Origin of the sequence: Streptomyces sp. f51, assembly GCF_037940415.1 — a bacterium.
Lineage (GTDB): Bacteria > Actinomycetota > Actinomycetes > Streptomycetales > Streptomycetaceae > Streptomyces.
In genome coordinates, this window is record NZ_CP149798.1 from 2,659,871 (window position 1) to 2,672,240 (window position 12,370).

11 protein-coding genes and 1 tRNA gene are annotated in these 12,370 nt (G+C 71.8%); 6 read left to right on the forward strand and 6 right to left on the reverse strand.

Annotation, left to right across the window (positions count from 1 at the left end; translation table 11 throughout):
* Window positions 1-39 precede the first annotated feature (39 nt).
* The 6 genes from ehuB (at window position 40) to WJM95_RS11685 (ending at window position 4,382) form a co-directional block, all read left to right on the forward strand.
* On the forward strand, window positions 40-969 hold the full coding sequence (gene ehuB / locus WJM95_RS11660; RefSeq protein WP_339129522.1) for an ectoine/hydroxyectoine ABC transporter substrate-binding protein EhuB: 930 nt from the start codon (window positions 40-42) through the stop codon (window positions 967-969).
* Window positions 966-1,700 carry an ectoine/hydroxyectoine ABC transporter permease subunit EhuC gene (gene ehuC, locus WJM95_RS11665; RefSeq protein ID WP_339129523.1) on the forward strand — a complete coding sequence of 245 codons (735 nt, stop codon included), beginning with the start codon at window positions 966-968 and terminating at the stop codon, window positions 1,698-1,700. The genes ehuB and ehuC overlap by 4 nt, the downstream gene beginning before the upstream one ends.
* Before the next feature lie 76 nt (window positions 1,701-1,776).
* Window positions 1,777-2,394 carry an ectoine/hydroxyectoine ABC transporter permease subunit EhuD gene (gene ehuD, locus WJM95_RS11670; RefSeq protein ID WP_339129524.1) on the forward strand — a complete coding sequence of 206 codons (618 nt, stop codon included), beginning with the start codon at window positions 1,777-1,779 and terminating at the stop codon, window positions 2,392-2,394.
* On the forward strand, window positions 2,384-3,184 hold the full coding sequence (gene ehuA / locus WJM95_RS11675) for an ectoine/hydroxyectoine ABC transporter ATP-binding protein EhuA (RefSeq protein WP_339129525.1): 801 nt from the start codon (window positions 2,384-2,386) through the stop codon (window positions 3,182-3,184). Before ehuD ends, ehuA begins: the two co-directional genes overlap by 11 nt.
* Before the next feature lie 252 nt (window positions 3,185-3,436).
* Window positions 3,437-4,195, forward strand: a complete 759-nt coding sequence (locus WJM95_RS11680; RefSeq protein ID WP_339129526.1) for an IclR family transcriptional regulator C-terminal domain-containing protein — start codon at window positions 3,437-3,439, stop codon at window positions 4,193-4,195.
* A 113-nt stretch (window positions 4,196-4,308) separates the two neighbouring features.
* A tRNA-Lys gene (locus WJM95_RS11685) sits at window positions 4,309-4,382 on the forward strand.
* Window positions 4,383-4,432: 50 nt separating this feature from the next.
* Here the strand turns inward: WJM95_RS11685 and WJM95_RS11690 are convergent.
* From WJM95_RS11690 to WJM95_RS11715, 6 genes are all read right to left on the reverse strand, one after another.
* The gene (locus WJM95_RS11690; protein ID WP_339129527.1) at window positions 4,433-5,743 is read right to left on the reverse strand and encodes a M18 family aminopeptidase; all 1,311 of its coding nucleotides are present in this window, start codon (window positions 5,741-5,743) and stop codon (window positions 4,433-4,435) included.
* A 700-nt stretch (window positions 5,744-6,443) separates the two neighbouring features.
* Window positions 6,444-8,138 carry an AMP-binding protein gene (locus WJM95_RS11695; RefSeq protein WP_339129528.1) on the reverse strand — a complete coding sequence of 565 codons (1,695 nt, stop codon included), beginning with the start codon at window positions 8,136-8,138 and terminating at the stop codon, window positions 6,444-6,446.
* 47 nt (window positions 8,139-8,185) lie between these two features.
* Complete coding sequence (locus tag WJM95_RS11700; protein ID WP_339129529.1) at window positions 8,186-8,653, reverse strand: DUF3592 domain-containing protein; 468 nt, start codon at window positions 8,651-8,653, stop codon at window positions 8,186-8,188.
* A gap of 166 nt (window positions 8,654-8,819) precedes the next feature.
* Complete coding sequence (locus WJM95_RS11705) at window positions 8,820-9,473, reverse strand: lytic polysaccharide monooxygenase (protein WP_339129530.1); 654 nt, start codon at window positions 9,471-9,473, stop codon at window positions 8,820-8,822.
* Between the two features lie 239 nt (window positions 9,474-9,712).
* Window positions 9,713-10,900, reverse strand: a complete 1,188-nt coding sequence (locus WJM95_RS11710; RefSeq protein WP_339129531.1) for an SPFH domain-containing protein — start codon at window positions 10,898-10,900, stop codon at window positions 9,713-9,715.
* A gap of 65 nt (window positions 10,901-10,965) precedes the next feature.
* On the reverse strand, window positions 10,966-12,306 hold the full coding sequence (locus tag WJM95_RS11715; RefSeq protein WP_339129532.1) for a peptidoglycan-binding protein: 1,341 nt from the start codon (window positions 12,304-12,306) through the stop codon (window positions 10,966-10,968).
* Window positions 12,307-12,370: the final 64 nt, after the last annotated feature.

Sequence of the window (12,370 nt, forward strand, 5' to 3'; positions counted from 1 at the left end):
GTTCGCATACATCGCATGCGCTCGGGTAGCCGCGCGGCCATGGCTCCACCACTTGGGAACGCAGACGCAAACGCCACGGGAAACGACAGACATCCGCCCGGGACGACCCGCCGGTCGCTGCTCGCGGGGGTCGCGGCGCTCGGTGCGCTCGGCGCCTCCGGATGCAGCCGCGTGGCCACGGCGTCCTCGACGGACGGAGGCGATCTCCTCGACCGGCTGAAGGCGCAGGGCGTCGTCCGTCTCGGCATCGCGGGCGAGATCCCCTTCGGCTACATCGACAGGGACGGACGGCTGACCGGAGAGGCGCCGGAACTCGCCAGGACCGTGTTCGAACGGCTGGGAGTACGGCGTGTCCAACCGGTGCCGACCGAGTTCGGCTCGCTCATACCCGGGCTCGACTCGCAGCAGTTCGACGTCGTCTCCGCCGGGATGTACATCAACGCCGAACGCTGCCGGCAGGTGATCTTCGCCGACCCCGACTACCAGATGCTCGACGCGTTCGTCGTGCGCAAGGGCAATCCGAAGGGGCTGCACGACTACAAGGACGTCGTGGCGAAGCAGGCCAGGTTCGCCACGGGCACCGGCTACGCAGAGATCCAGTACGCGGTCGAGGCCGGGTACAAGGAGAGCGACATCCTGATCGTGCCCGACCAGGTCGCCGGCCTGAACGCCGTCGAGGCGGGGCGGGCCGACGTCTTCGCGGGGACCGCTCTGACCGTCCGCGAGGTGGTGAAGAAGTCCGCCAAGGCCGAGAGCACCAAGCCCTTCGCGCCCCTGGTCAAGGGAAAGCCGCACGTCGACGGCGGCGGCTTCGCCTTCCGCTCGTCCGAGACACGGCTGCGGGACGCCTTCAACGGTGAGCTGCGGAAGATGAAGCGGAGCGGCGAACTCTTCCGGATTCTGCGGCCGTTCGGCTTCACCAGGGCCGAGATGACCGACATGACCGCGAAGGAGCTGTGCCGCGGATGACATCGGGACTCTGGAAACTCGTTCTCGAAGGGATCTGGGTCACCGTCCAACTGCTGTTCCTCAGCGCACTGTTGGCCGGGGCCATGTCCTTCGTCGCGGGAATCGCGCGCACCTCGCGGCTGTGGGCCGTCCGCTTCCTCGCGGGCCTCTACACCGAGGTGTTCCGCGGCACCTCCGCACTCATCATGATCTTCTGGGTGTACTTCGTGCTGCCGCTCGCCTTCGGCTGGCAGCTGGTCCCGCTGTGGGCGGGCACCCTGGCGCTGGGCCTGACCTACGGGGCGTACGGCTCCGAGATCGTGCGCGGCGCGCTGAACGCGGTCGATCCGGCGCAGCGCGAGGGCGGTATCGCGCTCAGCTTCACGCCCTGGCAGCGGATGCGGCTGGTCCTGCTGCCGCAGGCCGTGCCGGAGATGATCCCGCCGTTCTCCAACCTGCTCGTCGAACTGCTCAAGGGCACGGCACTCGTCTCCGTGATGGGCATGGGCGATCTGACGTTCAGCGCCAACCTGGTGCGGCTCGCCCTCCAGCAGAGCGCGGAGGTCTACACGTACGTCCTGCTCATCTACTTCGTCATCGCCTTCCTGCTCACCCGGCTCATGCGCGGTCTGGAGAAGCGGCTGAAGGCCGGGGTCGGCAGGGCGCCGGACCGCAGGCCTGCCCGCGAGGCGAAGCGGGCCGCGACGGCCGGTGCGGGTGCCGGTGCCGCCACGGGCGGGGGTGCGTCATGAGCGCCGTACCCCTCGGGAAGAAGACGACGATCGGTGGTGCCTCATGACCTGAGACTGGAACGCCGTCGGCGACTTCATGCCGCACTTCCGGGACGGCCTGCTGGTCACCCTGAAGGCGCTGGCCCTCGGCTCGGTGATCTCGTTCGTCCTCGGACTGGTGTGGGCGCTGCTGATGCGCGCCCCGACGCGCTGGGTGCGCTGGCCGGTCGGGGCGGTCACCGAGTTCGTGCGCGACACCCCGCTGCTGGTGCAGCTGTTCTTCCTCTTCTACGTGCTGCCCGAGTGGAACATCACGTTCTCGGCGCTGACCACGGGTGTCATCGCGATCGGGCTGCACTACTCGACGTACACGATGCAGGTCTACCGGGCCGGTATCGAGGGCGTGCCCGCCGGCCAGTGGGAGGCGGCGACGGCGCTCGGCCTGCCCACGCGGCGCACCTGGACGGCGGTGATCCTGCCGCAGGCGGTCCGCCGTGTGGTGCCCGCGCTCGGCAACTACGTCATCGCGATGCTCAAGGACACCCCGATGCTGATGACCGTCACCGTGCTGGAGATGCTCGGCGAGGCGCGGCTGTACTCGCAGCAGCACTTCCAGTTCACGGAGCCGCTCACGGTCATCGGCGTGGCCTTCATCCTCATTTCCTACCCGGCTTCCCTGCTGCTGCGAGCCCTGGAGCGACGCCTTGTCCGCTGATACGAACACCGAGACCAGCCCCCTGGACGACCTCGCCAATCCCCCGGTGGACGGCAGCGAGCTGATCCGCTTCGACAAGGTCACCAAGCGTTTCGGGGACAACACCGTCCTCGACGGGCTCGACTTCCGCGTCGACTCCGGCAAGCACGTCACGCTGATCGGCCCTTCGGGTTCCGGCAAGACGACGATCCTGCGGCTGCTGATGACCCTGACCCACCCGGACGAGGGCACGATCACGGTCGCCGGTGACCGGCTGTTCCCCGCGCAGGGCAAGCAGATCCGCGAGGTCCGCAAGAAGATCGGGATGGTCTTCCAGCAGTTCAACCTGTTCCCGAACATGAGCGTGCTGCGGAACGTCACCGAGGCGCCCGTGACCGTCCTCGGACTGTCCAGGGACGAGGCCGAGGAGCGGGCCCGGGGGCTGCTGGACCTGGTCGGCCTCGCGGACAAGTGCGACGAGCGTCCCGGCCGGCTGTCCGGAGGCCAGCAGCAGCGCGTGGCGATCGCCCGGGCGCTGGCGATGCGGCCGCAGATCCTGCTGCTGGACGAGGTGACGTCCGCGCTCGACCCCGAACTGGTGGCGGGCGTCCTGGACGTGCTGCGTGACATCGCCCACACCACGGACATCACCATGCTCTGCGTGACCCACGAGATGAATTTCGCCCGGGACATCTCGGACCAGGTCCTCATGTTCGATTCCGGCCATGTCATCGAGTCCGGGCCGCCGGAGCAGATCTTCGGCGATCCGGAGCACGAGCGGACCAGGGAATTCCTCGGCGCGGTCCTCTGAAGCCGGGGAGCGGGCGAGGGGCGTGAGGGAGTGTTCCCGGCAAGGCGCGAGGTCCGGCCGCCGGGGCATGCCCGGGGTTCCATGCCTTTGGCATATGCCAGAGTGGTGCGCTCCTGCTGAGAGGCATGGAGCGCACCACGAATCTCGTCAACAGACCGCCGCGGACGGCACTTTGGCCGTTATCGTGTAAGGAGCCCAGCCGTCCGGGCCGACGTCATTTTTGAGCCGGGCCATGAAGCGCAGGGGGAAACCGTGGCGCTGATGAACGAGCCGACCGCGCCGTACCACTCGGCCCAGGACGCGCTGCGCGTCCTGGAGACGGTCTCGCAGCAGACCACCGGCGTCACGGCGACCGAACTGGCCCGCAGGGCCGGCCTCGGCACCGACCGGCTGAGCGGACTGCTGCGCATGCTGCGCCGCGAGGGGTACGTCGAACAGGTCACGGACGGGGCGTACGTCACCGGCGCCGCCCTCGGCCGGCTCGGTTCCGCCCACGGCCGCGAGCAGGCGCTGCGCGACAAGCTCCAGCAGACGATCGACCGGCTCCGCGACTCGGTCGGCGCCGCCATCTACATCAGCCGGTACATCGACGGCGAGGTGCACGTCACCCAGTACGCGGAGAGCCCGGCCACCCCCGCGGTCAACGAATGGGTCGACTTCCGCTCCTCCGCGCACGCCAGCGCGGTCGGCAAGAGCCTTCTCGGCCAGCTCGACCACAACGGCCGCCGCGACCACCTCGCCCGGCACAAGATGGCCCGGCTCACCTCGCGGACCATCACCAGCGAGCGGCTCCTGCTGTCCCGTCTCGACTCCCAGCCGGCCACCGTGCCCGTGCTCGACCTCCAGGAGTACGCGATCGGCACGGTCTGCGCGGCCGTCCCGATCACGGCGGGCTCCTCCGTCGGCTGCCTCGCGCTGTCCCTCCCGGTCGAACACGCCCACCGCCTGCGACGCGCCGCGGACACGCTGAACCGCGAAGCGGCTCCGGTGCTGCTCTCCCTGGCGATCTGACAGCCGGCGCACAGAAGGGTCCCGCGGCCCGCGCGCGGCTGGTCGGAAGCACCCCCACGGACCAGGTAGTATTTCTTTTGTCGCCGACCGCGCAAGCGGTGGGCGAGAGTCATGCGCCGCTAGCTCAGTTGGTTAGAGCAGCTGACTCTTAATCAGCGGGTCCGGGGTTCGAGTCCCTGGCGGCGCACCTCGACGAAGGCCCTCCACTCCTGTGGGGGGCCTCTCGCGTGTCCTGGGTCATCCGGCCCGCCCCGCCGTGACGAACTGGGTCAGCACCCGCGCCAGCAGTTCCGGGTCCCGCGCCCCGCACAGTTCGCGCGCCGAGTGCATCGACAGCCCCGCCACCCCCACGTCGACCGTCGTGACGCCGAGCCGGGCCGCGGCGATCGGACCGATCGACGTCCCGCACGGCATCGCGTTGTGCGAGACGAACGGCTGCCAGGGCACCCCGGCCCGTTCGCACGCGGCGGCGAACGCGGCGACCCCGACGCCGTCGCTGGCGTACCGCTGGTTGACGTTGACCTTGATCACGGGGCCGGCGTTGGGCAGCGGCCGGTGGTCCGGGTCGTGGCGTTCGGCGTAGTTGGGGTGGACCGCGTGGGTCATGTCGGAGGAGACGCACAGGGAGTCGGCGACGGCCCGGTCGAAGTCCTCGCGGCCACCGCCCCTGGCGGTCACGGAACGGGCCAGCACCCGTTCCAGGAAGGGACCCTGGGCGCCGGTCTCCGATCCGCTGCCGACCTCCTCGTGGTCGAAGGCGGCGAGCACCGGTACGGACGCGGGCGGATGCTCCGAGCCCGCCGCGGCGACCAGGGCGGTGACCGCCGCGTGCACCGAGATCTGGTTGTCGAGGCGCGGCGCGACGATGAACTCCTCGTCCGCGCCCAGATATCCGGGCGGCTGGATGTCGTGCAGCATGAGGTCCCAGCCGAGGACCTCCGCCGCCTCGGCGCCGGCCGCGTCCGCGAGCCGGCCGAGCAGGGCGCCGGGCTCGCGGCCGCCGAGCCCCCACAGCGGGGTCATGTGCCGCTGCCGGTCCAGGGCGAGCCCCTCGTTGACGGCCCGGTCGAGGTGGATGGCGAGCTGCGGCACCCGCAGCAGCGGCTTGTCCACGCGGACCAGCCGGGTCGAACCGTCCCGCAGGGCCAGCCGCCCCGAGACGCCGAGGTCCCGGTCGAGCCAGGTGTTGAGCGGCACCCCGCCGTAGATCTCCACGCCGATCTGCCGCCAGCCCGCCGAGCCGGTGTCCGGCGCGGGCTTGACCCGCAGGTTCGGTGAGTCGGTGTGGGTGCCGACGATCCGGAACGGGGTGCCGGCGGGGGCGCCCGGCGGGACGTACCAGGCGAGCAGGGCTCCCCCGCGCACGACGTAGCGGCCGCCCTCGGCCCCGGCCGCCCAGTCGTCCCGCTCCCGCAGCTCCGCGAATCCCGCCTTCTCCAGGCGCTGCACCGCGCTCGCCACCACGTGGTACGGCGAGGGACTGGCCCGGACGAACCCGAGCAGATCGTCATTGTGTCCGCGGTCGAGCGTGTCATGTGTGGGGGACATGATTGCCTTTCGGATGCGTCGAGGTGGGTGGGGTGGGGGGGCGTCGGATCGCCGTGCCGGGACACGCGGACCCCGGCCGGGCCGATCGGTCAGGCGCGCCGATCCGCCGGGCGCGTCGATGGGACAGGTCCGCCGATGGGCAAGATCCACCGAAGGGCCAGGTCCGCCGGGCACGCCGATCGGCCAGATCCGCCTAAGGGCCAGATCCGCCGATCGCCGGGCGGCTGCATCTCGGGAGGCGCGCGGAGTCTCAGGAGAGCGCCCGGCCCCGGCCGGAACCGCGGACCGCCGGGCAGCGCACCCGGTCGTGGCGGCCGGACCGCCGGGCAGCGCACCCGGTCGTGGCGGCCGGACCGCCGGGCAGCGCACCCGGTCGTGGCGGCGGGCCGCCCGGGAGGCGACCTGGACCGCAGGGGCATGACAAGTTCCCCTCCGGGTGCCGGCCTCGCCGCCGCCCACGCCGCACAGGTCACCGACACCCCTGATCTCACCGGCGTCACCGATGCCGTCCGCAGGAGCGGGAGCCGCGGCGGCCTCGCCCCGCGGGTTCCGTGTCCGCGACCCGGATCAGGCAACGCGACGCCCCTCCTCGCTCGGCCCGGGCCTCCGGCGCAGGGCCCCTCGGCACATGTGCCCGGACATCCTCCCCGCGGAAGGCGGCCGGGATGCCTCCCGCCGCCACCGGACCGTCGCGGCGGCGCTACCGGGTCAGCAACTCCTCCCGGCCGTGCGCCCGGTACCCGGCCACCAGGGCGTCCACATCCGCCGCCGTCAGCCTCCGGTACGCCGGCTCGCCCGGGGGCCGCCACCACACGGGATCGGCGCCGCGGAAGCCCTCGCGCCGCAGGGCCACCCGGTGGATCTTGTTGGTGGCGGTGACCGGCATCCGGTCCACGATCCGCAGGAACCGGGGTGCCATCTTCGTGCCGAGGTCCGGCTGGGCGAGCAGGAATCCGGCGAAGGCCGAGGGCTCGAAGCGGGCGCCGTCCTTCAGCGCGAGCGCCGCCATCACCTGGTCGCCCGCCACCGGATCCGGCACGGCGTACACCGCCACGGCGGCGGCGTCCTCGTACCGGGCGAGGATGTTCTCGATCATCGCGGCGGCGAGGTTCTCGCTGTCGACGCGCAGCCGGTCGTCGGTCCGTCCGGCGAAGTAGAGGAAGCCGTCGGCGTCGCGGTAGAAGAGGTCACCGGTCCAGTACCAGTCCTCCCCCGAGCCGGATTCCCCCCGCCCCGGCGCCGCTCCCCTGCGCCGGGCCTCCTCGGCCTCGGGGTTGCGCCAGTACCCCTCGAAGAGACTGGTGCCGCGGTTCACCAACTCCCCTATCGCCGTGTCCCCGTTGAGCAGGCGCCCGGCTCCGTCGAACACGGCGGGCGGGCACGCGCGCCCGGTGTCCGGGTCGATCACCGCGAGGTCGTCCGTGGGCGCCGCCCGGCCGATGGCCCCGGCCGGGGTGCCGGGCACGCGCTGGACGGAGGCGCCGCCCTCCGAGGAGCCGTACCCCTCGACCAGCCGCGCCCCGAAACGTTCCTCGAAGGCGGCCGCGTCGACCGCGCCGGCCTCCGTGCCGAACCCCATCCGCAGCGGGTTGTCCCGGTCGTCCGGACGCGCGGGCGTGGCCAGCAGATACTGCACGGCCCTTCCGACGTAGGTGAAGTACGTGGCCCCGCAGGCCCGTACGTCGGGGAGGAACCCGGAGGCCGAGAAGCGGCGGCGCAGCGCGATCCCCGCGCCGGCCGCCAGCGCCGGGGCCCAGTCGGCGATCACCGCGTTGCCGTGGAACATCGGCATGCAGATGTAGTGGGTGTCGTCCGCGCGCACTCCGAAGTGGTCGACCAGCGAGCGCCCGGCGGCGGCGATCCGGCCCTGGGTGCAGATCGCCGCCTTGGGCGCGCCCGTCGAGCCGGAGGTGAAGAGCAGCAGGAACCGGCTGTCCGGACTCGCCCCGGAGTCGTCCGGCTTCGCTCCCTCGTAGGTCCTCAGGAGTTCGGCGTAGGCGTCCGTACCGGTCACCAGGACGCGTACGCCGGGGAGTTCGAGTCCGTCGAGGAGCGGCAGCCGGGCCCGCTCGGTGACCAGGATCCGGCAATCGGTGTGGACGATGTCGCGGGCCAGTTCGGGGCCGCGCCGGGTCGGGTTGATCCCCGCGACGGCGGCACCGGCGAGGGCGGCCGCGCTCAACCACAGCGGGTATTCGGGGGTGTTGTCGAGCAGCACCCCTACGTGCGGCTCGGCGCCGGGCGGCAGCAGGTCGGCGAGCAGCGCCGCCCGTGCCGCGGCGCCCGCCGCCACCCGGTGATGGCTGATCACGTGTCCCTCGAACCACAGCCCCGGCCGGTGGTCGCCCCACCGCTCCCGCACGAGCTCCCCGACGGTACGCCTCCTGGAGTCCATGGCGACGTAAGATAATTGACGGTGCGTCAGATGGGGAGCCTCGTGCGTCAACCCCCGAGGAACCCGTCAACGCCGGAGGACATCTCGTGGAAGGTGATCATGAAGCCGACGCAGAAGCTGACGATCACGCCGCAGAACACCAGCATGCCGAGGGTGCCCGCGAACGCCTTGCCCGGGCTCGGCGGCAGCGCCGTGGCCTTCTCGGGACGCCCGGCGGTGTAGTACGCGGGGACGATGTCCCCCTCGACCACGGTCGCGGGGCCGTTGCGCTCCTCGAAGCGGATCGCTCGGCCGTCGCGGGTGGTGAACTCGTAGACGTGGTGCAGGGTCGTGGTGACGGCGGTGTCGTTGCCGCCCCCGCCGACCGTCGTGTACGAGCGCAGGCAGCGCGCCTCCGCGGTCAGTCCGCTGCTCCAGGCGTTGCGCAGCTCCAACGCGCGGCGCACCGTAGCGGCCGCCATCAGGAGCACCCCGACGATGATCAGGCTGGGTATGGCATAGAAGAACACACTCATGACGATCCCCCGGTGGTCCGGCACTGTTCCCCGCACGTCGGCATGGTCATGTCGACGTGCGGGGAACATACCCGCCCCGGCACCGTCAGCGCCTCAAGGAAGGCTCAGAACTCGGGCCTCGGAGGTGGGGGCTCAGAGGCCCGGGTTCAGCTCAGGAGGCCGGGGCTCAGAACGTGACGTCCGCGCAGGAGTAGAACGCGTTCGTCGTGTCCGCGACCGTCCACACCCCGAGGATGACGTGGTGCCCGGTCCTGCCGCCCGGCAGCGTGCCGGTGTGCGTGAGCGTGGCCGGGGGGCGCTGTCCGTTGTAGGGGACCGTCAGGAACGGGGTGGTCTCCAGGTCCGCGCGGGTCAGCGCGTGGTTCTGGTTCCAGCCGGTCTTGGTGATGAAGTACTTGAAGTCGGTCGTCGCGTGCATCGCGGTGAACTGCCAGCGGAACGTGTAGGTCTGGCCCGCGGTGACCTTGGTCGTCGGCCAGGCGGTGCCGGCCGGAGTCTTCGGCTGGTCGAGCTGGCCGAAGTTGGCGTGCCCGGCGGAGCAGATGCTGCCGTCGGCCGGACCGGCCGCCGGGAAGTCCTTGAGTCCCTCGACGCTCTGCGGCTCCCATTGGATGTCACCGCAGTCGGCCACGATGCCGCCGTTCGCGGCGCACATCTTCTGCCTGCTGAGGGGCTGGTCGGTGTAGCCGTGGGCACTGGCTCCGCCGGTGGAGAGCACGAAGGTGCCCGCCGTCGCGAGGCCGAGCGCCGCCGCGTACATCTTCGCTTTCCGGCCGGTGCGCGACCGGCGGGTGGGGTGATGGTTCGTCCGTGTGCGCATGCTGCCGCTCCTGGAGGACGTGGGGGATGTTCCCGTGAGGCGCCCGCGCGAGGTTCAGGTCTAGACCAAGTGCCAGATTATTGCGGGTAGTTGAACATGTCCATACCAATGGCCGACCCGCCCGCTCCGCTCCGCTCCGGCCGGCCGCTTCCACCCGGGCCCGCGATCCACGAGGGCTACGAGACCTACCAGGTCCACGAAGGCCAAGAGGGGTACGAGGTCCACGAGGTCCACGAGGACTACGGGGACATCTCCCCGCGTCCCGTGCAGAACGCCACCGTCAGGTCCTTCACCAGCGCCTTGCGTTCGTAGTCGTCCAGTTCGACCAGCCCGCGCAGGGTCAGCCGGGTCACCGTGTCCTCGACCGAGTCGACGACCGAGCCGAGCACGCTGTCGCGGTGCTGCGCGTCCAGGGCCGCGATCCGGCGGCGCTGCATCACGGCCGCGATCTCCGGCGCGTACTCGATCCGGGTCGGCTGCGCCGAGAAGACCTCAAGACCCACCGGGGCCGTGTCCGCGGCCACCATCCGGGTCAGCGCCTCCCCGACCGCGTCCGTGTTGCGCAGGGTCAGGTCCCTGATGACGGCGGGCGGCAGCTCGGCCGGCAGCTGCGAGAGCACCCGGGACAGGGCCGCCTCCACGCACTCGCGCAGATACGTCCGGTGGTCGTCGACCGCGAGCGTGGCCCGCGCGGTGTCCTTGACGCGCCACACGACGAGCACGACCACCCGCAGTTCGACCCCGTTCGAGTCGACCACGGACATCGGCTCGCTGCGCCAGTGCCGCAGCCGCACGTCGACCCGGCGGCGCAGCACCAGCGGGTTGACCCACATCAGACCGGTGCGCCGGACCGTGCCCCGGTAGCGCCCGAACAGACCGAGCACCCAGGCCCGCCCGGTCCTGCCCCGGGCGAGCCCGCCGAAGCCGAACAGACCGAGGGCGCCGGCCCCCGCGTACGCCGCCCACTGCGCGGGCCCGAGACCCACGCCCGCGCGCCCGTGCAGCTCGAGCGCCGCCAGCACGGAGGGCGGCAGCAGGCCCGCCCACCAGGTGGTGAGAGCACATCCGGCCACACCACAGGCCCCGGCCAGCACTCCCGCCGCGCCCGGCAGCACCCGCGCGGGCCGTTCGACCAGCTCGGGATCGGCCTCCGGCACCGGGCGCGGAGGCCTGCCGGGCGCGGGCCGCCGTACCCTCGGCTGCTCCCCCGTACCCCGCCTGCGGCCCACGACGGCGGGTGCGAGCGGCACGGCCACCGGGTCGGGGTCGTCGCGGAAGAGCAGATGGACGGGGATCTCGGTGGTGACCTCGTTGTGGATGAGCCGGGCGGACCGGTGACCGCCCCCGCACTCGGCCGCCGGGTCGGACCGGAGGTCCGCCGGGGGTGCTCCCTCGGACTCCGGGGTGTCTGACGTCGTCGTACTCATAGCTGCCTCCATGCCTCCGCGCCTGGAAGTGTGTTCACGAGCCGTGGGGAGCCCGGCCGCTCCGCTCAGGAGAAGAGCCGCCGCCAGGTCTCCGGTCCCGGGTAGCCGTCCGCCGCGCCGCCGCGCCAGCCCTGGGCCCGCTGGAACGCCTCGACGTTGCGCCGGTCCGCCTCGCCCCAGCGCGGCCCCGGGCCCGATGCGTAGTACGTGCCGAACCCCTTCTTGACCAGCTGCTTTCCCAGCTGGGTCACATGGGCGTCGTTCGCTCCGGGCCGGAACACCGCGCGCCCGGGATAGCCGGGCACGGTGTGCGAGGATCCGGGTCCGGCCGTCACGGCGGGAATGTTCCGGCCCTTCCCGCCGACCAGGTACGACCAGGTCTTCGGACCCGGCAGCCCGTCCGCGTCGGCTCCCTTCCAGCCCTGCGCCCGCTGGAACGCCTCGGTCGCCCGCCGGTCCGCCGCCGACCAGCGCGGACCGGGCCCCTTGGTGTAGAAGCGGCGGCCGCCCCGGTCCACCAGGAGCCGGCCGAGCTGGGTGACGTAGGCGTTGTTCGCGCCGGTCCCGAAGTACGCGGCCCCCGGGTAGCGGGTCGAGGAGGACGGCAGGGCACCGCCCGCGCCCTCCGTGATCCCCCGGTAGCGATAGGGCACGTAGCGGTCCGAGTTCGTCCAGTACGCGTACGGGGTGGGCTGCTTCCTGGCGTGCGGCGGCGCCTGTTCGTAGGCGACGTACTGGGTGTGGGTGTGGTCCGTCCAGCCGCCGAAGATGACGACGTGCGAGCCCTTCTCGGGGTTGTCGGGGTTGTGGAAGAGCAGGATGTCGCCCGGCTGGAGCCGGTCCCGGCTGATCCGCACCCCGAAGCTGTCGAGGCTTCCGGTCCATTCGTTGCCGGGCAGGTTCCAGGCCATCGAGACGAAGCCGGAGCAGTCCTGCCGGTACCCGTCCCGCCAGTAGTCGTCCATGCTGTACGGCACCTGCGCGTCGATCCAGGTCATGGCCCGGTTGAGGATCGCGGTCCGCGTGGTGGCCGTCGCCCGGACCGCCTTGCCTGGCCTGACGGGCAGTGCCGGTTTCCCGGCGGGGCCGTGCAGCGGTGACCGGTGACCCTGAGGGGTGTCCTGCTGTCCGCCGGCCGGGGGAACGCCGGGCCGGAGGGGTGCGTGCACGGCGGCGGCCGCCGGCACGGCGCCGAGCGCGGACCCCGCGGCGGCGGCCAGGGCCAGCGCCATGGGGGCACGCGCCACCCCCGCGCGCGCGAGGACATGGGCGCGGGCCGCCGGATGACCCAGAGGTCCGGACGGCCCGAGCCGGGAGGAAAAGGGCAGGACACGCCGCCAGTGGACGCATCCGGGGCAATCGCAGTCACTCGCGGGATCGACTTCCTCGAAGACCGGAGCCTTCATGTGACGCCCCTCACGCTCAAGATTGAAATGTCCGCAATTCTGCACATTCGTCAGTTTCTCAACT